This window comes from Brucella cytisi, from assembly GCF_038433355.1.
GTDB classification, from domain to species: Bacteria; Pseudomonadota; Alphaproteobacteria; order Rhizobiales; family Rhizobiaceae; genus Brucella; species Brucella cytisi.
The window spans coordinates 117,388-140,108 of the sequence record NZ_JBCAUP010000011.1 but is presented as its reverse complement, the minus strand read 5'-3'; the positions used below and the strand labels follow the sequence as shown (position 1 = coordinate 140,108).

Sequence of the window (22,721 nt, the reverse complement as noted above, 5' to 3'; positions counted from 1 at the left end):
GACATTTGCAGCGTGACTCTACTCCCCGAACGAAACCTCCCCGCCGCACGTATTAGTCCAGCATCGGCGAATATGGAGCCGCAGGGTTCCGCTTACAACGCCGAAAACGTGAAAAAATGAATCAAATCAAGAATCTCTCATTTTTGATTCTCAAAAGAGCGACCAGAAAACACAACCAGAATGCACACACCCTGAAAAAGACACCGGTAACGCGCAGATATGGATTTTCGGAAGGCCCGCATTTCCGGGCTTTTTACGCAAGCTGTTATTTTTTTCAGAAATTTTGCAGTTGGAGGCTGGACAGGTGGAAAAGAGGCCGTTATAGAACCGCTCACTTCACCGGGGCCGCTGCCTCGGCAAAGCGAGTGGGTGATTAGCTCAGTTGGTAGAGCAGCTGACTCTTAATCAGCGGGTCGTAGGTTCGATCCCTACATCACCCACCACTTTTTCTTCTGAAAACAAACGCTTCCGCTGATAACTGATCCTGATGGATCAGAAAAATTCTTCTTGCCCGAACGAATATGTGTCTCAGTGCCTGCGGATAATTTTTCGCTTTGGAGAATGCTTCAGCTCTGGTTCGCTCATACACTCCCCAATACATTACCGATAATTAATTGGCATATTCATATGCGGTTCATCTAAAAAGACAGACATTACTCGCACGCCTTTTAGCGGCGCCCCTGTAAAGAGTAATGGAGCCAAATAGCCATGAAATCGAAGACCGCATTTATCGCTGTAATTGCAACATCTTTGCTTGCTGTACCCGCACTGGCACAAGAAAATAGCAGTGCAAATACTGATAAACCGGCAGCAGAGACGACCGTTGCCTCAAACAAGGACATGAAGGGCAAGCGCGGCCCCGTCGATCTTGAGAAATTCTCACGCATGGATGACCTCAAGGCCGCCGATACCGATGGCGACGGCGTACTTTCTCGCGCCGAAATCGAAGCACTGGCACTCAAGCGCATCGTGAGCCGGGCAGCTGACCGCATGGAGCGTCGCCTCGACGTCAATGGCGACGGCAAGGTTACGCTTGCGGAAGTGGAGAACCAGCGTAAGAAGGAATTCGCTGCACTGGATCGAAATGAGGATGGCAAAATCGATCGCAGCGAAATGCGCGCCGCGAAGATGCATCACCAAGCCAGAGGCTCTCACCACAAAGGTTCACATCACATGGGCAACCACAAAGGTGGTGAGCACAAAGGCCCGATGAAGGATCAGGCAGAAAAGCCACAGGAATAAAGCTGAAATAAAAAAACCCGGGCTCAATGCCCGGGTTTTTCATACGCGATGTCAATTTCACCGTTCAAGAGCGGATGACGCCCTTCTTGAAAATGATATTGCCATAAAGCCGCTTCTCACCGGTACGAATGATCGCAAAAGCATCGCGAGCGCGGTGATAAAAAGCAAATCTTTCAACTGGATCGACGGAAATCTTTCGACCCTCAGCCTTTTCTATGACTGATTCAAATTCCTTGAAAATCGCCGGCGTTTCATTGGGCGCCTGCATGACAGCGGCTGGCTTGTCGACAAAATCATCCAAAGGCAACAGCGACAACACAGCCTCGGCCATATCCGTTGCAGTGATCCCCGGAAAGTCCAGCACGTGGACACCAGAGGACTGCGCCGGATAATTGGCATCAACAATCACGAGATCGTCTCCGTGCCCCATATCGGCAAGAACCTCGAGCAACGAGCCGGTCAGCAATGGATTGATGTTCTTCAACATAAGACGTGAGTTCCTATAAAAATTCTGTCGCCTCACACTAAACAACTCGCTTTCAGAATCGCAAGGTCCAAGTGTTGGAAGTTGACCGGTCTTATCTCGTGGTCGGATCCAGCTTGTCGCGTAGCCAATCACCCACAAAGCTGATCGACAGCGTCGTGAACATGATCACAAATGACGGCGCGAGCATGATCCACGGTGCGCGAGTGAGATATTCGCGACCATAACCAACCATATTACCAAGGCTGGTCATCGGCGGCTGCACACCGAGGCCCAGAAACGAGAGGCTGCTTTCAAGGAGAATAATCTCCGGGAATGTCAGCGTCATCGAGACGATTAGCGTTGAAGCAATGTTCGGGAGGATGTGTTTGAGATACACCCGCGACGGCGTAGCGCCGAGCTGGGTAACCGCTGCTGCATAACCTTGTGCATTCGCTGAGACAGCCAGCCCACGCGCGATACGGGCATAACGCTCCCAGCCGTAGAAGCCCATCAGGCAGGTCAGCAACAGAAGCGAGCTTCCGAAGAACGCCAGTACGGCAAGAGACAAAATCAGGAATGGCAACGCCGCCTGAAAATCAGCCAGCATGACCACAACCTGCTCCACCGCGCCTCGAAAATAAGCTGCGAGAAAACCGAGTGTCGTCCCGAACACCGCTGAAATGATCGTCGCACCAAACGCGATGAGCAGCGAAATGCGAATGGATTCGATAAGGCGTGAAAGCACGTCACGTCCCAGCTCATCGGTACCCAGCCAATGCTGTGCGTTCCCCGGCAGTGCGAGGCGGTTTTTCAGGTCAAAGGCTGTGATGTTGTAGGGTTTTATCCAGTCCGCAGTCAGCGCAATCAGGATCATTGCGGCGATCCAGATAAAGCCGATGATAACCATCAGCGGAATGCTTTTACGGCTCTTTTTCGGTTGCGTGGAAACAGTGGCAGTATTGGCGGTCATATCCGTCATCGGTTCAGCCTCACGCCTTGCCCTGCGCCTGACGCAGACGCGGATCGAGATAACCATAGAGAAGATCAACAATGAAATTGGAGATCACCATCGTCGCGGCCACGAGAAGCAATATGCATTGCACGATAGCAAGATCGCGATTGGCTACCGAAACCACGAGCAATCTGCCCACGCCTGGCCAGGAAAAGAGCGATTCAACCACCACCGCACCTGCAATCAGCGATCCGACCATAAATCCGACGATAGTGACAATCGGAATGGCCGCGTTAGGCAGTGCATGACGCCAGACAACATTTCGCCAGGACACACCTTTGGCACTCGCCGTGCGAATATAGGGCTGCCCCAGAATCTCGATCATTGCGCTGCGGGAGAACCGCGCCAGAATGGCCGCGCCGCCGAGCCCCATGGTGATTATGGGTAGAATGGCATGCATCCAGCTGTCCTGCCCGCCCGAGGGCAACCAGCCCAACGAAACCGAGAACACCAGCACGAGCAACAAGCCAAGTACAAAACTCGGTAAAGTGAAGCCGATGACGGCAGTAGCCATGACAGCCCGGTCAATGAAGCTGTTGCGATGCAACGCAGCATAAATTCCGGCCGGAATGCCAAGCCCAAGTTTGATCAACAATGCCGGTATCGTAAGTTGAAGCGTCGCGGGAATGCGCTCGGTCACCAGTGCGATTGCAGATTGGCCATCGCGCATCGATATCCCAAGATCGCCGCGCGCAATAGCGCCGAAATAGCGCAAATATTGCTGCCAGAGCGGATCATCGAGCCCCCAGTTCTTCCGGAAGGCAGCTATCGCTTCCGGTGGCGCGTCCGGTCCCATGATGATCTGGGCCGGATCACCGGACATACGCAAAACGACGAAAGCGAATGTCACCACAAGAAGAATGGTCACAAATGCGCGAACCCCGCGAACCATCAGAAATCTAAGCATCAATATTGTCCGTCTGCAGGCTTCCTGCAAAATGACAGGCCACTTTGCGTCCCGCTGGCATGTCGAGAAGTTCAGGTGTCTCGCTGCTGCAGCGCGGAGCCGCGAAACGGCAGCGGGGGTGAAACGCACAGCCATTAGGTCGCGCGGCAGGGTTCGGCGGCTCTCCCTGCAGGATGATGCGATCACTGAGAGGAGTTCCAGCGACAGGGACACTGGACACCAGCGCCTGCGTGTAGGGGTGAAGCGGTTTGGCAAAAATCTCGTCCGAGGACGCCTCTTCGACGATCCGGCCCAGATACATGACCGCAACACGATCCGAAATATTGCGTACCACCTTCAGATCATGGCTGATGAAAACCATGGCGATGCCTTCGCGTTCCTGCAAATCGCGCAAAAGATTCACAACCTGCGCCTGAATGGAAACATCCAGCGCCGATACAGGTTCGTCGCAAACAATGAGTTGCGGCTTGCATGCGATGGCGCGTGCAATGACGACACGCTGGCGCTGCCCGCCTGAAAGCTCATGCGGATAGCGCGAAGCCTGATCGGGACGAAGGCCGACCGCTCGCATCAGCTCTGCAACACGCGCTTTCTGCTCAGCAGCGGTTCCAATTCCGTGAATCTCCAGTGGCTCGGTAATCTGACGGCCAATCGGCAACCGTCGGTCGAGAGCTGCCAGAGGGTCCTGATAGACAAGCTGCATACGCGCCCGCAAAGCGCGCCAGCTTGCCGTTTTCTGGCGAGGTAGGGCTGAACCTTCAAACGTCACCTCTCCCTCGCTGGGATCTTCCAGACCGAGAAGCAGCCGCCCGGTCGTGGATTTACCCGAACCGGACTCGCCAACAATGCCCAGTGTTGTTGCCGGAGCGACCGATATGGAAAGCCCGTCGACCGCGTGCACCGCGACCGGTTTTGCGAACGGACCTTTGCGCGACGTGTAGGTTTTGACAAGGTCGCGAGCTTCGATGAGAGCAGCTGTCATTGTGCTATTGCCCTTGTGCTCGCCGGGACTGAAACATGGCCACTCATGGATGGCAGCAAATGCGAGGTCGCCGGATAGGGATGAAAGCACGAGACCATGCGCCCCTCACCGGCATCGTCCTGCGGAACACCGAGTCTGGGGAGGCTTCGCGCGCAGAGATCATTCGCGCTCAAGCAGCGTGGCGAAAATGCGCAACCTTGCGGAAGCTTGCCCGGCTCAGGAACTGTGCCCTCAATGGGGATCAGACGATTGCGCCCGCCATCAAGGTTCGGAATGGAATCGAACAGGCCGTGTGTATAAGGATGGCGCGGAGCAGCAAAGAGTGCTTCGGTCCGGGCCTGTTCAACGATACGCCCGGCATACATGACGGAAACACGTTCGCAAATTTGCGACACTGCACCAAGATCATGGCTGATAAAGACCACAGCCATGCCGGTTTCCGCACGCAATGCAGCCAATAGATCAAGAATTTGAGCCTGAATCGTAGCATCAAGTGCTGTCGTGGGCTCATCCGCGATAAGGATATCAGGATTGCCCGCCAGCGCCATGGCAATCATCAAACGCTGGTTCTGGCCACCGGAAAATTCGTGCGGATAATTATCGATGCGGCGACGCGCATCGGGTATTCCCACCAGTTCCATCAATCGCAAAACTTCTGATCGGGCTGCAGGTCCTCTCAAATTGCGATGAAGCCGCACGGCCTCCTCAATCTGGCGCCCGACCCGAATAACCGGATTTAGGGAACTCGACGGATCCTGAAAGATCATCGCAATACGGCCACCCCGAACACCTTCGAGCATGCTGCGCGATGCGGTCAGCAATTCTGTTCCTTCAAGGAGAACACTACCGGAGATCGACGCCTTTTTCGGCAAGAGACCGAGCGCTGCCAGCCAGGTGACAGACTTGCCGCAGCCGGACTCCCCGACTAATCCGACAGCTTCGCCTCGCTCAATCGAAAGGTCGATACCATGCAGAACCGGCACGCCATCAAAGGCCACTTTGAGATTGGAAATTTCGACCAGCGGCATCATGCAATCCTTCTGGTTCATTCACAGTCGCGGGGTTTGAAACCCCAAAGGAAAAGCGAGCCCGATTGAACCGGGCTCGCCTCTACAAATGGATCAAGCCCAGTTGTTTTTGCGGAAGTCCATCGCGAAAGCGGGCGCCGCCTTCCACTTCAATGACTTCGGCTTGGCGGTGAAAGTCGCGTTCTGGTGAAGGACGGTGTAGGCTGGATCTTCACGTTCGCAGATTTCCAGCATCCGCTTGAATGCTTCCTTGCGCTTGGCGTGATCCGTGCTCGTTTCCATAATGACGGAAAGCTTGTTCGCCTCCTCATTCGTCCATTCACCAACCTGTTGCTGCTGACCATTCGGACCATGCTGGCTGACGATAGACGAAACCGGATCGTTGAACGGTGCGGAGTTGGACCAGTCGCGCACGGCACGCCCAGGGCTCTTCTCCAGAACCTGCTGCCAGTTTTCCTGCATCTGAATTTCGACGTTCAGCCCCACCTGATTCCACATTTCCACAAGGATTTGCGCGGTTGGGGTCTGGTTGGTGTAGTAGTTGTTGAGCAGGCGGTAAGGGATGGCATCGCCCTTGTAACCGGCCTCTTTCAGAAGCTGCTTGGCGAGATCCGGGTTATATTCCGGAATATTCCAGCCCTGAACGAACATATCGCCATAGTAGTCCCACTGGAGACCAGCCGGAACGACCGTACGACCGGCCCACAACGAATCCACGATCGCCTGACGATCAATCGCATGGGTAAATGCGCGACGCACCAACGGATTTTCCAGTTGCGGATGGAACTTGTCGAATACAGTTAGACGGTGGTTGAGGATCGTACCGCCCTGAACCTCGAAAGCGTCATTCTTTTCGATACCTTCGATCTGATCCGGTGGAATATCGCAGGCAAACTGATATTCGCCCGAGAGCAGACCATTGATGCGGGAGGCAACTTCCGGCACCTCGATGAAACGGATCTGCTTCAGCGGTGGGCGTCCACCCCAATATTCGTCGTGAGCTTCGAGCACCAACATGTTGTCCGGCTTGAACTCGACAACCTTGTAGGGCCCGGTGGTAACCGGCTTGCGCGCCCAGTCGAGATAGCTAGGCGACTCTTCCCAGCCACGACGACTCATAATCTGGCTGCCGTAACGGGAGATACGGCCTTCCATGGTGACGTCTGGCGTACCGTTCTTGAAGCGCACCGTGTATTTGTCGACAATTTCGACACCCAGCAAGGCTGGCCAGGAACGACGGGCCGTCGCTGGCACTTCAAGCGGCAATTCCTTGCTTTCACGACCGAGCGGATTTTTCTCCGTGACGTAAATCGTCTTGCCTTCGGCTGGTTGCGTGTCGCCAAACATGCGCTCCTTGCCAAAAGTGAAGGCAACGTCTTCGGCGGTCATCTCATCGCCATTGTGGAACTTCACCCCCTGACGGAGCTTTAGCTCGACCGTCTTGTCATTGATGCGGGTCCATTCGGTCGCAAGACCAGGCACAGCCGAAAGACCGCCCAGCCAGTCGCGGTCGATCAACGCCTCCCAGATACTGGAAAAGAAAACGCGTTCGCCGACATTCGACTGTTCGCGAAGAACGTCGAGCGTGTTGCTGTTTGCCACCTTCTGCACAGCAATGGTGATAGATGGGCGATTGTCAGCCTGTGCGATTGCAAATCGCGGCAGGACGAGCGAACCGGCGGCACCGGCTGAAAGGCCAAGCATCCCGCGTCGGGTCAGATTGATCATTTGGTTGCTCCTGAGATCAATGGTTGCGCGTTGTCAGCCCTTGCGGGCCGGATCTGTAATGGGTCAGTGTCCGGTCGGCATGAGACAGCCGCCACGACAAAGCCTTCTGGGCGTAGTCGCGAACAAGGGCCGCATAAGCGGGGTCTTGAGCCAGATTGTTGAATTCGTGCGGGTCCGCCTTCAAATCGAAGAACAGCGGCGGCAGGGCCGCAAAATGCACGTACTTGTAGTTTTCGTCCTCGATCACACAGAGGCTGCAATCATCCTGGGAGAGCTGCACCGAATTCTGCGGCTGATCGTAGAAGACGTCGCGGAAGTCGAATTCGTAATGCAATTCTGTGCGCCAGTCGGCGGGTTTTCCCTCACCCAGAAACGGCAGCAGCGAACGGCCGTCGCAAGCGCGCGGCGTTTCCCCGCCGAGCCATTCGAGGATGGTGGGCATGACATCGATGCTTTCGGAAAACCCATCTTCGATCTGGCCAGCGTGCCGGTTCTCCCCCGCATCCTTTATAACCAAAGGAATACGGAAACTTTCGTCGTTGTAGCCGATCTTGCCGAGCAGATGATGATCGCCGAGTTGCTCACCATGGTCGCTGGTGAAGATGATTAGTGTGTCGTCCCACTGACCAGTTTCATCAAGGTAAGCGAAGACCCGCCCCAGACAATCGTCGATTTCCGTAATCAGGCCGCAATAGGTGGCGCGCATCTGGCGAATCTCGCCTTCGTCCAGCGTTGCGCCGGAGCCTTCCGCCCCATGGAAAAACGAACCACGCCTGATATGATCTATATAGTGCTTCATAAGCGGATGCTGCGCCGCTTCGGCATCCGGACTTTCCGCGCGAACCGGCGCAGGCATATCTTCGGCCTTGTACATCGCATGATAAGGCGCGGAGGCGACGAATGGCGGGTGCGGGCGGTAGTAACCGAGATGCAGGAAGAAGGGCTTGCCGTCCCTGCCCTTCAGATATGTCAGCGCGCGTTCGGTGAAGAATGTAGAATCCGAGAATTCCTTCGGGATACGCGATGGCTTGTCGGTAGCACCGGGAACGGAGTGCTCACCTTCTGGCAGCCAGATGTCTTCACGGTTCTCCGGCAGTTCAAAACCATTCTGCGCCACCCAGCCGAAATATCCGTCCATATTGGGTTCGAATGCGCCCACTGAGCGAAACCCGTCCATGATATCGCCAAGAACCGTAAAACGCGGATCTCTGGGGGACGTCGAGCGCGGATCAGGTGTTGTCGTCGTGTAACCAATGAGCGCAGGATCATAGCCGATGGCGCGGAGGGCTTTGCCGAGGTTCAAATGGCGCTGATCAAGCGGAACAGTGTTCTGCACTGCCCGATGGTTCATCAGGTAAAGGCCAGTAAGCAAGCTTGTCCTTGCTGGTCCACATGGCACACAGGTTGTGACGTGGTTGCGGAAGGTCAAGCCTTCCCGGCAAAGGCGATCAAGATTGGGAGTTTTGAGGAAGGGGTCGCGACCCTCCGCCCGCATCAGGTGGGGGATAAAATCTGCTCGCCATTGATCAACGACGATAAGCAGGACATTTTTTCTGGTCATGTTGGCCTCGTTATTTCCGAGGCTTACTAGGACCCTTATATATCAAGGGCATGACCCTTGTGTAATGTTTTGGTGAAGCTCTGATTACAGAAACGCCGGCCAAAGGCTGGCGTTTCACTCAGATCCGCGGAATAGTCGATCATTCCGCCTTGGCTTCGATATCGACCTTGTCGAGCAGCAAGGTCGGATCCTGCGATGCAGCTACCATTTCGAGAGCGCCAATGCCTTTTTCGGCTTTCGACTTGACGGTCAGCTCGAAAATATTCGGCTTAGCCAAGAACGTCGAAAACGCCGTCGCAACATCCTGCAACTGTGGCTGCTCCGCTGCCAGCTCTTGCAGAGCGGCTGCAGCCATCAGAGACATCGTGCCGCGTACTTCGTCTTCCGACATATCTTTTTCTTCGGCATAAATTTTGATCGCGTTGGCGATAATGCCTTTTTCCTCAACCTTCAGGTTTACCTGCTTGGCCTTGAGCCCGAGCAGAGCGACCTGCATCATCACCTTATCGCCAGAGAAGAATTCCTTCGTCAGGCCGCCCATCAAACCAGACATGGATACGGAACCCATATCCTTACCGCTGATCGAAATGTCCTTGATGATCAGATCCTGGTTTGCCTCATCCCAGCTTGCTTCGAAGTTTGAAGACATGGTGAGACTATCATAACCAAGCTTCCGAAGCTGCTGGTAGAACTCGTCATCAGCCTGTGTCGGCACTTTGATCGACATGTCTTCGTAAGCGACGCGCACATCGGTCGGAATACCGTTGTAAGGCTTGTTGAGAGCGACTTCATAGCTCTTCATGGCAAACTGAATGCGTTCAGGCGGCGAAGGAACCGACGATTCTTCGGTTGCAGCCTGCTCTCCCTCATCCGCATTTTCCTCGCCTGCGTCCACATCTTCAGACTTTTCGTATGGCAGATCGGCGTCGATCCCCACTACCCGAAGCGTGCCGAATTCCGGAAGCATGGTCGTGAAAGGGAAGTTTTCAACTTCGTCCTCATTCAGCGCCGCAAACTTCTTCAAGGCTTCGACTGAAGTCGCCCAGGAGAAGCCCTTCAAGGAAGCTTCCTCCATCTTCATGTAGTCCTGACCTTCGGAGAAGGCCAAGCCTTTGATGGTCGCATCCATCTTCTGATTGTCGAAAGCAACTGCGACGCGTTCGATACCGCCCTTGCCTTTCGATGCATCAGTTGGCTCGATCTTCATGCCGAGCATTTCGACATCGCCCTTACCGATCGTGTCGAACAGGGAACTCAACTGAAGAATAAGCTCGCGCGTCTCTTCCTGTGAAAGTTCGTCCGCATTTTCGAGAGACTGGAGCTTCTCCAAGGTTTCGGTGAACGGTACGGCGGGCATACGAGCCGTGAAACCGTTGCTGCGAATCTCATCGTAGCTGAAGTTCGCATCCTTCGTCTTCATGACGATGTTCTTCGCCGAAAACGGGCCATAGACCGGCTTTGCTTCCTTATCGTCCGCGCCTGCCTTTTCGGTATACAGGCGGGCGAGGAAGACACCATCAATGTCTTTGCCCTCTGCGGCACCCATGGTGCCTGTCATCTTGTCCGTGACTTTTTCACCGTCTTCACCCGGCACTTGGATCGTGAAGTCGAAAATCGTGCCGCCCGCCGTATAACGAGCAACCTTACCGAGGTTGATATCTTCCAGCGCAACGTCTTTATAGACGATGTTCTGTTCGTTATTCGCGACTGTCTGGACTACCTTGATTTCCTGCGCAGTCAGGCGCTTTGCCGAGAAACGACCAACGCGTTCCGGCAGCGTCAGACCACTATTGCCGAAAGTATCCTTCAGCATGGCTGTATCGAAATTAGCGTCTTCGATTGCCACGCTTGGAATGGAAATCTTGTAGTTTCCGATCTCCGTATCAATGCCCGACGCATTCAACATGCCGGTCAGGAACAGAAACTTGGGGCGACCGTCAACCGAAGCGATACGAACGTTGGAGCCATCCTTCAACGGCAACGTCACGTCGCGCAGATGAATACGTCCGAGAAAGTCGGCTTCGACGGAAGATGCTTTGCCGCCACGCTTTTCAAGCTGCGACGTGATCGTCTTCTCAAGTGTGATTTTGTATCCGGTCAAACCGGCGGCAGCGATAGCGATTACCGCAACGGCCGCCCACAGCGCCTTGCGCCCACCCTTACGGGTTCCGTTCTTTGCCTGCTCCACGATGCTGGTCCTTTCAGCGCAAATTAAAACGGTGTCTGTGCAAGCCATTGCCAGAACGAATTCGCTGACGAAAGGGAGGTTTCGACATCGCGTAAATACGGCTGAAACAACTGCTTAAAACACACAGCCTGAATCGGTCAGGCAGACAGATGCTCTAACTACCTGAAATTGCAAGCGCAAGCAGGATCGTAAAAGTTCCTCACAATATTTTTAGGCTTTCTCAAGCAATACTCGAACAAGGCAACACAAAAATCATTGGTAATTTCAACGAAATACCTTCCGCGCCATTTCAGCTATTGAACCGGTTACTATCCCGTTCATTCAAACACACAGATACTATCAAACGCTCAAAGCGGCTGATCGGGATGCGGAGATGAACCGTAAGCGCCCCAAATGGATTGATCGAAATTCACGATAGCGCCAGTCATCAAGCCGGATTCTTCCGAAGCCAGAAATGCTATCGCGCGGGCAACTTCGACTGGTTCAATCAGCCTTCCGAAAGGCTGGCTCTTGGCCGCTTCATCCAGCCAGCTCTCCGGCGCATTGTGAAACTCGCGTTGGATACGGTCTTCGCCGTCTGATGCCATCCAGCCAATATTCAGGCTATTGATGCGAATACGATTGCGCAAAACCGAATAGGCTACGTTGCGGGTCAGTGTGTCCAGCGCCCCCTTGGAAGCGCAATAGGCTGCAATGAAAGGCTGGCCGCCCATGGACGACATCGAAGAAATATTGACAATCGTTCCCTCGATCTTGTCGCGCCGGAACAGCTCTATCGCTTCTTGAATGAGGAAGAATGGCGCTCGTGTATTCACCGCAAACAAGCGGTCGAACAGTTCCGGGCTCGTATCCAGAATGGTGCCCCGATCCGTCAAACCGGCAGCGTTTACGAGAACGTCAAGCCTTCCAAAAACACGGTCGGCTTCCGAAACGATCTTGCGGCAGTCTTCCACCTTCTCAAGATCAGCCTGCACGAAGACCGCTTTGGCTCCGAGATTTGCCAACTGATCGACTTGCGTTCGCCCTTTTTCAACCGAACGCCCGCATATAACGAGACCTTTGGCACCTCTCTCTGCAAACAGTTTCGCAGTTGCTGCGCCAAGCCCTTGCGTGCTTCCGGTAATGACTGCAACTTTGCCGTTGAATTGTCCGTTCATTCTACGCTCCGAAAATCCCGGTCAAACCCGACCGCCCAGTTCAGCAGTCAGGTCGGCGAGTTCCTGCCCACCTGCCATGAGGCTTTGCAATTCGTCCATGTCCACATCGTTCTTCGTTCGCGTTCCAAGCGTTATCCCGCGATTAAGAACTGTGAATTTGTCACCGACCGCATGAGCATGACGGACATTGTGCGTAATGAAGATCACACCCAGCCCGCGTGAGCGCACCAGATTGATGTATTTGAGAACCATCGCCGTTTGCCGGACCCCCAGCGCGGAGGTGGGTTCATCGAGAATCAGCACTTTCGCGCCGAAATAGACGGCGCGGGCAATCGCCACACACTGCCGTTCACCGCCAGAAAGCGTTCCGACAGCCTGCTGCGGATCACGGACATCGATCCCGATCTTGCGCATCTCCTCACGCGTAACTTCTTCCGCCTGCTGCGTATCGAACCAGCGTATCGGGCCGATGCCCTTGGTCGGTTCCCGTCCCAGAAAGAAATTCCGCATCACCGACATTAGCGGGATCATCGCAAGATCCTGATAAACTGTCGCAATCCCATGATCGAGCGCATCGCGCGGACTGTTGAAGGTGACGGGCTTTCCTTCGACCAGAAAGTCGCCGCTGGTCGGCTTGTGCACGCCAGAAAGCGTCTTGATCAGGGTTGATTTACCGGCACCATTGTCGCCAAGCAGGCAATGGACCTGCCCCGGCTCGACACTCAGCGAGACACCGTTCAACGCTATGACGGGGCCGAAATGTTTAACGAGATTGCGAACTTCGATGATGGGTGTCGTCATGGCAAATCTCCCTCTCAGCGCTCGCCGGTCGCACGCTTGCGAATGAAATTGTTGAAGAGCACCGCGATCAGAAGCATTCCTCCCAGGAAGACCAGATACCAGTCCTGATCGATCTGGGTATAGGTCAGCCCGATCAGAACCATGCCGAAGATGATCGCGCCGAAGAACGCACCAATTGCAGAACCATAACCGCCGGTCAGCAGACAGCCACCAATGACCGCAGCGATAATCGCCTCGAACTCCTTCTGGAAACCACGGCGCGCATCAGTTGAACCGGCATCCAGAACGGTAAGAATAGCCACCAATGCCGCAGCCATTGCCGTGCACATGAATAGCGTTGTCTTGACGCGACGGACAGGAACACCGGAATTGCGTGCAGCCAGAGCATCACCGCCGGCCGCGAAAATCCAGTTGCCAAAGCGTGTGCGTACCAGCACATAGGTTGCAATAAGTGCGATGGCGATGAACCACAGAACCTCGACCGGCACGCCTTTTACCGAAGGCTCACCATTGGGAAATTTGTCAATCAGATCGTTTTCAGCCATCCAGGCGAAAAGTCCCTGAAAAGCATCGCCGGAAAACAGCCCTGCCAGATAACTGCCCGCTACAGCTTCCTTCACGCCACGCAGCTGCGTGGCGCCACCTGTTGCCCATTTCAGCCCGACCAGCGACAGACCACGCAAAATGAACAGGAATGCGAGCGTCACAATAAATGATGGCAATCCAGTCCGGATAACAATCTGCGCATTCACCATCCCCACGAAAGCGGCGAACAGCAGCGTGACGATGATGGCGACACCGAGCGGCACCTGCCAGACGACCAGAGCAGCGGCAAAGATCAGGCCTGCAAAAGCTACCATCGAGCCGATAGACAGGTCGAATTCACCACCGATCATAAGAAGCGCTGCGGCGACTGCCAGAATGCCGAGCTGCGAAGCAGGAGCCATGAAGTTCATGATGCCGGCAGCAGTAAACATCGCCGGATTGGCAACTGAAACGAAAAAGACCGTAATTAGGATTAGGCCGGATACCGCTCCTAATTCCGGTCGGCTCAGGAGCCGTTGCATTGGGCTCGCCGACTGAAGCCGCTCATCCTTCGATAGCGCCGCTGTGTTGGCCTTTTCATGGGGAAGTGGCTCACTCATGATCTTCTCCTGATGCATTCTGGGCACAGAGACCCGTTCCCGCCCATTTTCATGGGCGGGTTCGATATCAGATGGTCGAAACGATGCTTACCGGATGCCCTTGGCCGAAAGTTCCACGACCTGCTTGGCCTTGTCTTTGGTGATCAGGTTCGGGCCCGATGGAACATTGCCGCCCGGCATCAAACCGTACTTCGCATTAAGCGCGAGGAACGAGACCGGAAGGTAGCCTTGCAGGAACTGCTGCTGGTCGATGGCGAAGTCCGCCTGTCCCTTTTCAACAGCTTCCAGGAAGCCAGCCGACATGTCGAACGTCGCAACGTGGATTCCGCTGCGACCGCTTTCGGCGGCGGCTTTCACGGCCGGTTCACCTGCCAGTGTCGCATTGAGCGTCAGGATTGTGTCGACGGCAGCATCAGATGCCAGAGCAGCGCGAACCTTGGCTTCGTTTTCAGCAGGATCGGTCGATGTCGGCAGAACCGTTACATCACCAAAGCCCTCCTTGAAGCCTGCGCAGCGCTGATCGAGCGAGACGTTACCCACTTCCTGGTTGACGCAAATGCCCTTTTTGCCGCCAGCATTCTTCAATGCTTCGCCTGCTACCTTGCCGGCATCGAACTCATCCTGACCGACATGCAGCAGAGCGCCGAGCTTCTTCGAGGCATCGGAACCGGAATTCATGGAAATGACGGGAATACCGGCTGCTACAGCACGCTGGATCGATGGTCCAAGCGCATCCGCATCTGGAATGGAAACCACAATACCCTGCGGCTTCTGATTGATCGCCGCATCGATAAGCTGGGCCATCTGCACCATGTCAAAGGTTTCCGGTGCACGATAATCGACCTTCGCGCCCGTATCCTTTGCCGCTTCGGCGACGCCGTTCTTGACGACAGACCAGAACGGATCCGATGCCTGACCGTGACTGACGACAACGATATTAATATCGGCCGCGTGGGCTGCGAAAGACGCAGCCAGCAACGCCACCCCGGCCACTGCCGATTTCAATAGAGATTGCATGTTCACTCCTCCCTTGTCCGGCACTCCCCGCCGGTTTGCGTTAACGCTTTACCTTCCGCCTGCTGTATTCCGGCGCTCCTCCAAGCGTTTTACCCGTGAATACATGCAGATCGTGGATCTTTTCAATAGAATGAAACATTCATAACAAATTCTCGTAGAATTATAATTCCATTTCTGATAGCTCATGTCAATCGCATAAGCTGCCGACAATATGCTTATTTCCCAAAGGAGTTGCGCAGCGCCAAACGCTTCGACCATCGTTTCTGGAGGAATGACAATGGCTGATAGAGCTGAGGTTGTGGTGGCGGGTTTGATCGGGTCCGGCTTCATGGGCAAGACGCACGCCCTTGCGCTCGCTAACGTCAATCGCGTTTTCGACCTACCTATCGATGTGCAGCTTCACACATTGGCCGATGTGAATTCTGAAACGGCGTCAAAAGCCGCAAAACAACTGGGATTTGCAAATGCCACTAGAGATTGGCGGGAATTGATCACCAACCGGAATATCAATCTCATCGACATCACGACGCCAAACCGGTTTCACAAGGAGATGGCGCTCGCCGCCATTGAAGCGGGCAAACATGTCTATTGCGAAAAGCCGCTTGCGCCCACCGCTGCCGAATGCCTCGAAATGACGCTCGCCGCAGAACGGAAAGGTATTCAGACAGCCGTTGGGTTCAACTATCTGAAAAACCCGATGATAAAACTGGCCAAGGAAATCATCGACAGCGGTGAACTGGGCGAAATTCGCAACTTTCGCGGTATTCATGCGGAAGACTTCATGGCCGATGCGCGCATTCCATGGACCTGGCGTCTCGATCCGGCAGGCGGTGGAGGAGCGTTAGCCGATATTGGCAGTCACATCATTGCCGCCGCACGCTATCTCGTTGGGCCGATAACGACGGTCATGGGAGACGCCGTCACCATCATCAACGAGCGTCCAGATAGTTTCAACCTTTCGCAGATGAAACCCGTGAAAGTAGACGATATCTGCCGCGCTTTTGTCCGTTTTGAAAGCGGGGCGACGGGCACAATCGAAGCGAGCTGGATCGCCTGCGGTCGCAAGATGCAGCACGACTTCGAAATTTCTGGATCGAAAGGCTCCCTGTTCTTTTCGCAGGAACGCTTCAATGAGCTCGACCTGTTTCTCTTTTCCGACAAAAAAGGACAACAAGGCTTCCGCAAGATCTTTGCTGGCCCCGAACACGAACCCTATGGCGCATTTTGCGTGGCGGGCGGCCACCAGATCGGCTTCAACGATCTCAAGACGATCGAAGTCCGCGACTTCCTGTTGGCCATTGCGGGGCAGAAGACCAATCACGCCGACTTCCGCGAGGGTTACGAGGTCCAGAAGGCTGTAGAAACCATCTACGCTTCTTCCCGCGAGCATAGGTGGAAAAATGTCTAGCCAATACGTGAGGTCGGATGGACGATGAACTCGCCATCCACCGTCATGATTTTCGCTCGAATACCATAGACGTCGTGCAGCAGTTGCGGCGTGAGAACTTTCGTTGGTTCCCCATCCGCAACGATATGTCCCTTGTCGAGCAGAATAAGGCGTGTGCAATGCTGTGCCGCAAGGCTCAACTCATGCAATGAGGCGACAACCGTCCTCCCCTCTTTTGCAAGTTCGGCAAAACTTTCCATCAATCCAAGCTGATGAGAAGGGTCGAGCCCAGCCACCGGCTCATCGGCGAGTATTACGGGCGTATCCTGCGCCAGAACGCGCGCAATCAGCGCGCGTGCCCGTTCTCCGCCGGAAAGCTCGATCGCCGACCTTTCCCGAAATCGGGTAACATCCATACGCTGCATTGCGGTCTCGATGAGCATTTTATCCTGTGCGCTCATGCTCGCAAAAACCGGCTTCAAGGCGGAGCGTCCCAAAGAAACAAGCATCTCCACGGATACCGGCCACGCGACATCACGCTCCTGCGGCAGATAAGCGAGGTTCTGTGCTTTTGTCGAAGCGCTCATGTGGCGCACATCGCCTGTGTCGAGCGAAATTTCCCCGCTGGACCTCACAAGTCCCAAAATGGCGCGCAACAATGTCGTCTTGCCAGCACCGTTAGGTCCGATCAGTCCGATGAATTCACCACCATGCATATCGAAACTTGCGTCGCTGAGTACTGCCTTCCCGCCAAGCGTAACGGAAAGATTCGTTATCGAAAGCGATGTCATACGAGTTGCCTCCGATACTTGAACACAAGCCACAGAAAGAATGGTGCGCCAATGATTGCCGTCAGGACGCCCAGTTTCAGTTCACGTCCCGGCATGACGATGCGCACCAACACATCAGCAGCCAACAATAGGGCAGCCCCGCCGAAACCGCTGGCAACCAGCAATCGTGACGGACGTGCACCGACAAGCGGTCGCAGAAGATGAGGAACCACCAACCCCACAAAACCGATTGCACCGGCAACAGCGGTGGAAGCACCCACGCAGGCCGCTGTGCCCAGCACGGCAAAAAGCTGCACACGAGCCAGATTGACGCCCATCGTTGCCGCAGCATCAGCCCCCAGTGTCAGACTGTCGAGTGATCGCCCGAGTGCCAGAAGCATCGCCCAGCCAACAAGGATGAATGGTGCGGCGAGAGCCACATGCGTCATCGATCTGTCGGCCAGTGAACCGAGCATCCAGAAGACGATCTCCATTGCAGCAAAGGGGTTAGGTGACAGGTTGAGCGCCAGCGCCGTCAATGCACCGGCGAGACTGGTCACCGCGACACCGGCCAGAATGATGGCGAGCGCGCCAGCATTGCGCCCCGCCAGAAGCTTGACGAGAAACACCGATACAAAGGAACCTGCAAGCGCGAGGAGCGGCAAAGCCAGCGGAAACAGAAGCGAGAGACCGCTATAAATAGCAATAACAGCGCCGAATGACGCGGATGCACTCACACCCAGCAGGCCGGGTTCCGCAAGCGGATTGCGCAGGTAACCCTGCAAGGCAGCGCCTGATAATCCAAGCGAAGCCCCGATAAGGAGCGCAAGCAGTGCCCGAGGCAAGCGGATTTCGCGCATGACCAGTACGATCATCTCGCTGTCATCGCCGAAAAGCGCCCTGAGGCTGTCGGTCATACTGATCGCAGCAGGCCCCGTCAGCAACGAAACGATGAAAAGCAAAGCCACAAGCATGGCCAGTCCGACGAGCAGAAGATAGAAGCGGTTCCGTTCAGTCACGCGCCGCCTCCGCAAGTTCTGCCACAGCTTCGACGCTGAATGGCCCACCGCAAACCGTCAGATTATCCGCTATCGTCACCGCCCTCGCCTGTTTTTCAAGCACTCGCAACGCCGGATGTTCGAAATTCTCGAAAGCCAGCGCAGGCGCACGATCTCTTGAACTGCGCACCAGAATATCCGGCTTCTCAAGCACCAGTTTTTCCAGCGGCAGCGGAGCAGAACCGCTGACGCCTGCCTTGTCGGCCAGATTATCAAGTCCGGCAAGACGCACAGCCTCATCGACCAGCGTTCCCCGACCGGATGTGTAACTGTTGGCATAATAAAGCGCGACTGTCTTGCGACGGGTCGGAGGTTGGATTGCCGCCAGAGCAGTTTTCATTTTGTCGATTTCCCGGCCGGCTTCCGTTTGTCTTCCGAGCACCTCACCCATGCGACGCAGATGATCTTCTATATCGCCGAACGTGCGGGCAGGAGCGAACTCTTCCACACGGATACCCAGTCTGCGCAACAGCCCAACCGTTGCTCTCGACGAGAATGTGCCCGCCAGCACGAGATCAGGTTTCATCAGAAAGACTTCTTCTGCCTGCGCATGGTTGACCGGAAGCTCCCAGGCTTTCACAGCCATGACGGATAGTTCCGGGTCCTGCGACAAGTAAGAAACCGATCGCAACTGGCCCTCATTGGCCAGCAACAATGCCAGCTGATCGGTGCATACGTTGATGGAAACGACGTGATGGGGAATGTCCCCCGCGTTCGCTGAATTTCGAACGAATAGGGCCAGCCCCGCCGCGAGGCAGAAGCTGGTTATCCAATTTGCGGACGCCCTTTTCATTCTCTGTTCAGCCTCAGAAATTCCGGGTCAATCCGACATTGATGGTGCGCCCCGGCGCAATATAGCCAGAGCTGGTCTGATAGTCCTTGTCAAAGATATTCTCGACCGAGAACTTCAACTGCGATTGCTTGTCGATGGAATAAAGTGCCACGAAATCAGCAGTCACATAGTCTCCGAGTTTCTTGCTGTTCGCAGCATCAGCGTAGCGCGAACCGCCATAGATCACTCTTGCAGTCAGATCGAGCTTTTCAATCGGCGTGAAATTGACCTCAGCCGCAGCCTTGAAACGTTCGCGATAAGGAAGATCCTTATCCGTATCGTCATCGATTGGCTGCTTCAGGTCGATAGAACCTTTGACGCCCCAGCGATCATCAAAACGATGCGCCAGCGTAGCTTCGAAGCCTGTAACCCTTGCACTTGCGACATTGTACGGCAGATAGGTTGGCGCAGTGCTCATAATCGCCTCGCGCAACCATGTCTGGTAGAAAGCCATATCAAGGCTTGTCGAAGCCGTGGCCTGCCAGTTCAAGCCGATTTCATATGATCGGGACTTTTCCGGCTGCAAATCAGGATTGGCGAAGCCCGGATAATAAAGCTCGTTGAAAGTCGGCGCCCGAAAACCCGTGGCATAGGATGATCGCAAAACAAGGTCCGGCAGAACTTCATAACTCGTACCGAGATTGTAGGTCACGACATCGCCGAACTGCCCATTATGGTCATAACGCAGCCCGCCATCGAAGCGCAGCGCCTCATACTCCAGCGAATACTGACCAAATACTGCAGCCAGATCGCGGCTGGTTTCATCATAAGCAACGGTGGTGTTGATCTCCTCGCGATAGGCTTCCACACCAGCGGTCACGGTGTGGTTGACCGTGCCGGTGTCGAAACTCTTCTCGGTCGAGGCAAAAACGCCATAACGCTTGGTTTCAAACCGGTCCGAACCGCTCACGTCTTTCCGGAAGTTACGGCTGTTGTCGATACCGGTGCTGAATTCCAGCGTGGATGACCAATCCGCCGTATGATCGATGCGTGTTCCGATCTTGCCCGTAAATGCGGTACTATCAGCCTGGTTTGGTGACGGTGCCTTGGCATCATACTGATTGCGCCCTCGGCTTAGGAGACCGTCTGCATAGATTTTACCCCAGTCGAAATCCTTCGACAGGGCAAAGTTGAACGAGCCCTGCAAGAATCCATCGCGGTCTGGTTCATGGCCATAGGCATCCGGTGTGGTGAAGTCATATCCTTGCGTGCCGGTTATGGCCGCACCAAAGGCATAGTCGACACCGTCATTGCTTCTTCCCTGTATGGTCCCGGAAGCATATCCACCCCATGGATGGCTGACACCGGTAGAAAGACTGCCGCACCACGAGCGCTCACCGCAGGCTCCGCCTTGCTTGGTGATGATATTGATCACCCCGCCCATGGCATCGGCACCGTATTGCGCAGAATGAGAGCCCTTGGCAATTTCAACACGGTCGATGGAACTCAGAGGAATGTTCGCAAGCGCAGTTGCTCCGGTTGTCGCCGACGCCGTGCGCGCACCATTGATGAGAACAACCGTCTGCTTGGAAGACATGCCACGCATGTAAATGTCCGACGACGAGCCCTGCCCGCCGTTCGTCTTTATGGAGATACCGCTATAGGACTTCAGCAACGATTGGAGATCGGGAGCAGCCGACCGTTCGATATCCGCTGAATCGATAACCGTTACAGATGAGGTCGAGCGCTGCAGCGAAGACGCGCGGCGCAATGGCGTAACCACGATTGTATCGAGGACGACACTGTCAGCACCATTCGGCAGACTTTGAGCAAGCGTCGTGGACGGCAGCGCAAGAACGCTGGCCGATACCAATAAAACAGATGATTTCAAAAGATGCATTTTTCCCTCAACCCGCCGAACCGAAGAACGATACCGGCTTTTCCTCGCACCGCAGGTTGAAGTGATCGTGGCACTGAAGGCCCTTCTTCCCGACGGCAACATTTCAACAATGTCACCGCCACGGACAGCCGCGCCTGGACACACCCCGTATCCATGCATGGGTGACCGGATACGGCAGGTCTCCTGACTTCCGGGTCTTCGCTTCCCCTCCGCCTTCCCGATCGCACCTAATGCTTTCAGTGGCTTTTACCGCTCACACGGCTGTGGAGGATAGCTCTCCGGTTACAGTTGCGGGGGCAGTCCCGGCATCAACCAGAATGGCTTCACCGTGTTCCCTTTTCATCCGCCTGAACAGCGGAACCGTTTCCTGAGAATTGCGATAGCAACATGGTTAAGGATTCGCAACTCCGCTGAAGCACAATCCGGCACAGAAAACTGAATCACATTCGCAAGGAATGGATTCAACCTCCCGATTTCAAAGAATTTTCTATCGCAGGAACGCACGGAAACGCTGGAGCGCGAAATAGAACAGCACAGAGCCGATGACGATCAGCGCCAGAAATTGCGGCCAGACGACACCGAGCCCTGCTCCGCGAAACAGGATCGATTGCGCCAATATGACGAAATGCGTATTCGGTGCTGCCAGCATGATTGTCTGGATAATTTCAGGCATGCTTTCGCGAGGTGTTGTCCCTCCCGAAAGCACCTGCAAAGGCAGAAGCACCAGCATGAGCAGCATTCCGAACTGCGGCATCGAACCAGCCGCAGTTGCCAGAAAGATGCCAAGGCTGGTCGTCGCAAAAAGCTGGAGCGCCGCACCAACGAGAAACAGCGATACCGACCCATAGATCGGAACGGCAAGCAGCCCCTGCACCACGAAAACCAATGCAAATGCCGAGGCAACCAGCACGACCAGCCCCATGGACCAAATCTTGCTGACCATGATTTCAACCGGCGTCACGGGCATAACCAATAGATGTTCTATGGTTCCATGTTCGCGTTCCCGAATGAGCGCCGCGCCCGTCAGGATGATCGATAACATCGTAACCGATGAAATCACATTGTTGATCGCGCCGAACCAGCCCTTGTTCAAATCCTGATTGAATCTCGCTCTGAGATTGAGTTCAACCGGCGTTTGTGCGCCACCGCGATAGCGATTTAGAAACTCGCCCACCTCACTCGACACAATCGACTGCACATAGCCGCCACCGGTAAAGGCCTGGCTCATTCGGGTTGCATCGACATTGAGCTGAATTGTCGGCGAACGACCCGCCAGAAGATCACGCTGGAAATTCGGCGGTATATTCAGAGCGAAAGTATCAAGCCCCTCATCCATCCGGGCATCCATTTCATAGGATGAAATCAGCTTCGGAGGCACGAAATATGGCGGATAAAATGCCGTCGTGATCCGGCTCGAAACCGGCGACTGATCTTCGTCGACAATCGCTATCGCCGCATTGTTGAGGTTTTCGGGCATTGCCTTCGATGCCGTATAGATCGCAAGCGTAAAGGCATAGACAATCAGGATCAGCAGCATCGGATCGCGAGCCAAACCACGCAGTTCCTTCACGCCAAGCTGGAATATGTTAGATATCCGCAT

Annotated in this window: 19 protein-coding genes, 1 tRNA gene and 1 riboswitch; of the genes, 3 read left to right on the top strand and 17 right to left on the bottom strand. The window is 54.9% G+C overall.

The genetic code is table 11. The features are described from left to right. Positions 1 to 367 precede the first annotated feature (367 nt). Positions 368 to 443, top strand: a tRNA-Lys gene (locus AAE521_RS12325). 265 nt (positions 444 to 708) lie between these two features. Then, positions 709 to 1,242: an EF-hand domain-containing protein gene (locus tag AAE521_RS12320; protein ID WP_071630077.1), complete on the top strand. Its 534-nt coding sequence runs from the start codon at positions 709 to 711 to the stop codon at positions 1,240 to 1,242. Between the two features lie 64 nt (positions 1,243 to 1,306). Here AAE521_RS12320 and AAE521_RS12315 read toward each other — a convergent pair whose 3' ends face one another. From AAE521_RS12315 to AAE521_RS12260, 12 genes are all read right to left on the bottom strand, one after another. Further along, positions 1,307 to 1,729, bottom strand: coding sequence for an RbsD/FucU family protein (locus tag AAE521_RS12315; protein ID WP_010659810.1), 423 nt, complete (start codon positions 1,727 to 1,729; stop codon positions 1,307 to 1,309). Between the two features lie 91 nt (positions 1,730 to 1,820). Next, positions 1,821 to 2,687 (bottom strand): ABC transporter permease, encoded by an 867-nt coding sequence (locus tag AAE521_RS12310; protein WP_010659809.1) that lies wholly within the window; start codon positions 2,685 to 2,687, stop codon positions 1,821 to 1,823. A 10-nt stretch (positions 2,688 to 2,697) separates the two neighbouring features. Continuing rightward, on the bottom strand, positions 2,698 to 3,627 hold the full coding sequence (locus AAE521_RS12305; RefSeq protein ID WP_012091824.1) for an ABC transporter permease: 930 nt from the start codon (positions 3,625 to 3,627) through the stop codon (positions 2,698 to 2,700). Continuing rightward, the gene (locus AAE521_RS12300) at positions 3,620 to 4,609 is read right to left on the bottom strand and encodes an ABC transporter ATP-binding protein (protein ID WP_342061444.1); all 990 of its coding nucleotides are present in this window, start codon (positions 4,607 to 4,609) and stop codon (positions 3,620 to 3,622) included. Before AAE521_RS12300 ends, AAE521_RS12305 begins: the two co-directional genes overlap by 8 nt. Then, positions 4,606 to 5,640, bottom strand: a complete 1,035-nt coding sequence (locus AAE521_RS12295; protein WP_342061475.1) for an ABC transporter ATP-binding protein — start codon at positions 5,638 to 5,640, stop codon at positions 4,606 to 4,608. Before AAE521_RS12295 ends, AAE521_RS12300 begins: the two co-directional genes overlap by 4 nt. 90 nt (positions 5,641 to 5,730) lie before the next feature. After that, positions 5,731 to 7,365 (bottom strand): ABC transporter substrate-binding protein, encoded by a 1,635-nt coding sequence (locus AAE521_RS12290; RefSeq protein ID WP_342061443.1) that lies wholly within the window; start codon positions 7,363 to 7,365, stop codon positions 5,731 to 5,733. A gap of 16 nt (positions 7,366 to 7,381) precedes the next feature. After that, positions 7,382 to 8,926 (bottom strand): phosphoric/sulfuric ester hydrolase PehA, encoded by a 1,545-nt coding sequence (gene pehA / locus AAE521_RS12285; protein WP_342061442.1) that lies wholly within the window; start codon positions 8,924 to 8,926, stop codon positions 7,382 to 7,384. A gap of 139 nt (positions 8,927 to 9,065) precedes the next feature. Next, positions 9,066 to 11,114 carry a hypothetical protein gene (locus AAE521_RS12280; RefSeq protein ID WP_342061441.1) on the bottom strand — a complete coding sequence of 683 codons (2,049 nt, stop codon included), beginning with the start codon at positions 11,112 to 11,114 and terminating at the stop codon, positions 9,066 to 9,068. A 347-nt stretch (positions 11,115 to 11,461) separates the two neighbouring features. Next, a complete protein-coding gene (locus tag AAE521_RS12275) occupies positions 11,462 to 12,271 on the bottom strand; it encodes an SDR family oxidoreductase (protein ID WP_342061440.1) in 810 nt (269 codons plus the stop codon). Between the two features lie 21 nt (positions 12,272 to 12,292). Next, complete coding sequence (locus AAE521_RS12270) at positions 12,293 to 13,072, bottom strand: ATP-binding cassette domain-containing protein (RefSeq protein WP_010659800.1); 780 nt, start codon at positions 13,070 to 13,072, stop codon at positions 12,293 to 12,295. Between the two features lie 14 nt (positions 13,073 to 13,086). Beyond that, positions 13,087 to 14,217 (bottom strand): ABC transporter permease, encoded by a 1,131-nt coding sequence (locus tag AAE521_RS12265; RefSeq protein WP_010659799.1) that lies wholly within the window; start codon positions 14,215 to 14,217, stop codon positions 13,087 to 13,089. A gap of 87 nt (positions 14,218 to 14,304) precedes the next feature. Beyond that, complete coding sequence (locus tag AAE521_RS12260) at positions 14,305 to 15,234, bottom strand: sugar ABC transporter substrate-binding protein (RefSeq protein ID WP_012091817.1); 930 nt, start codon at positions 15,232 to 15,234, stop codon at positions 14,305 to 14,307. 277 nt (positions 15,235 to 15,511) lie between these two features. Here AAE521_RS12260 and AAE521_RS12255 point away from each other — a divergent pair, with 277 nt between their 5' ends. Continuing rightward, positions 15,512 to 16,642 carry a Gfo/Idh/MocA family protein gene (locus tag AAE521_RS12255; RefSeq protein WP_342061439.1) on the top strand — a complete coding sequence of 377 codons (1,131 nt, stop codon included), beginning with the start codon at positions 15,512 to 15,514 and terminating at the stop codon, positions 16,640 to 16,642. Here AAE521_RS12255 and AAE521_RS12250 read toward each other — a convergent pair. From AAE521_RS12250 to AAE521_RS12230, 5 genes are all read right to left on the bottom strand, one after another. Then, positions 16,639 to 17,412 (bottom strand): ABC transporter ATP-binding protein, encoded by a 774-nt coding sequence (locus AAE521_RS12250; protein ID WP_342061438.1) that lies wholly within the window; start codon positions 17,410 to 17,412, stop codon positions 16,639 to 16,641. The genes AAE521_RS12255 and AAE521_RS12250 overlap by 4 nt on opposite strands. Beyond that, the gene (locus tag AAE521_RS12245; protein ID WP_342061437.1) at positions 17,409 to 18,410 is read right to left on the bottom strand and encodes a FecCD family ABC transporter permease; all 1,002 of its coding nucleotides are present in this window, start codon (positions 18,408 to 18,410) and stop codon (positions 17,409 to 17,411) included. The genes AAE521_RS12250 and AAE521_RS12245 overlap by 4 nt, the downstream gene beginning before the upstream one ends. Continuing rightward, positions 18,403 to 19,242 carry an ABC transporter substrate-binding protein gene (locus AAE521_RS12240; RefSeq protein ID WP_342061436.1) on the bottom strand — a complete coding sequence of 280 codons (840 nt, stop codon included), beginning with the start codon at positions 19,240 to 19,242 and terminating at the stop codon, positions 18,403 to 18,405. Before AAE521_RS12240 ends, AAE521_RS12245 begins: the two co-directional genes overlap by 8 nt. A gap of 13 nt (positions 19,243 to 19,255) precedes the next feature. Beyond that, positions 19,256 to 21,121, bottom strand: coding sequence for a TonB-dependent receptor domain-containing protein (locus AAE521_RS12235; RefSeq protein WP_342061435.1), 1,866 nt, complete (start codon positions 21,119 to 21,121; stop codon positions 19,256 to 19,258). 156 nt (positions 21,122 to 21,277) lie between these two features. Next, a riboswitch (cobalamin riboswitch) is annotated at positions 21,278 to 21,501 on the bottom strand. Between the two features lie 107 nt (positions 21,502 to 21,608). Continuing rightward, positions 21,609 to 22,721, bottom strand: a complete 1,113-nt coding sequence (locus tag AAE521_RS12230) for an ABC transporter permease (protein ID WP_342061434.1) — start codon at positions 22,719 to 22,721, stop codon at positions 21,609 to 21,611.

Bases quoted from the DNA above. Each gene is read 5' to 3' on its own strand.
- AAE521_RS12270 (WP_010659800.1), bottom strand. From the start codon at position 13,072: ATGACGACACCCATCATCGAAGTTCGCAATCTCGTTAAACATTTCGGC.
- AAE521_RS12275 (WP_342061440.1), bottom strand. From the start codon at position 12,271: ATGAACGGACAATTCAACGGCAAAGTTGCAGTCATTACCGGAAGCACG.
- AAE521_RS12310 (WP_010659809.1), bottom strand. From the start codon at position 2,687: ATGACGGATATGACCGCCAATACTGCCACTGTTTCCACGCAACCGAAA.
- AAE521_RS12295 (WP_342061475.1), bottom strand. From the start codon at position 5,640: ATGATGCCGCTGGTCGAAATTTCCAATCTCAAAGTGGCCTTTGATGGC.
- AAE521_RS12315 (WP_010659810.1), bottom strand. From the start codon at position 1,729: ATGTTGAAGAACATCAATCCATTGCTGACCGGCTCGTTGCTCGAGGTT.
- AAE521_RS12250 (WP_342061438.1), bottom strand. From the start codon at position 17,412: ATGACATCGCTTTCGATAACGAATCTTTCCGTTACGCTTGGCGGGAAG.
- AAE521_RS12260 (WP_012091817.1), bottom strand. From the start codon at position 15,234: ATGCAATCTCTATTGAAATCGGCAGTGGCCGGGGTGGCGTTGCTGGCT.
- AAE521_RS12265 (WP_010659799.1), bottom strand. From the start codon at position 14,217: ATGAGTGAGCCACTTCCCCATGAAAAGGCCAACACAGCGGCGCTATCG.
- AAE521_RS12305 (WP_012091824.1), bottom strand. From the start codon at position 3,627: ATGCTTAGATTTCTGATGGTTCGCGGGGTTCGCGCATTTGTGACCATT.
- AAE521_RS12320 (WP_071630077.1), top strand. From the start codon at position 709: ATGAAATCGAAGACCGCATTTATCGCTGTAATTGCAACATCTTTGCTT.
- AAE521_RS12240 (WP_342061436.1), bottom strand. From the start codon at position 19,242: ATGAAAAGGGCGTCCGCAAATTGGATAACCAGCTTCTGCCTCGCGGCG.
- AAE521_RS12235 (WP_342061435.1), bottom strand. From the start codon at position 21,121: ATGCATCTTTTGAAATCATCTGTTTTATTGGTATCGGCCAGCGTTCTT.
- AAE521_RS12255 (WP_342061439.1), top strand. From the start codon at position 15,512: ATGGCTGATAGAGCTGAGGTTGTGGTGGCGGGTTTGATCGGGTCCGGC.
- pehA (WP_342061442.1), bottom strand. From the start codon at position 8,926: ATGACCAGAAAAAATGTCCTGCTTATCGTCGTTGATCAATGGCGAGCA.
- AAE521_RS12300 (WP_342061444.1), bottom strand. From the start codon at position 4,609: ATGACAGCTGCTCTCATCGAAGCTCGCGACCTTGTCAAAACCTACACG.
- AAE521_RS12290 (WP_342061443.1), bottom strand. From the start codon at position 7,365: ATGATCAATCTGACCCGACGCGGGATGCTTGGCCTTTCAGCCGGTGCC.
- AAE521_RS12230 (WP_342061434.1), bottom strand. From the start codon at position 22,721: ATGCGGATATCTAACATATTCCAGCTTGGCGTGAAGGAACTGCGTGGT.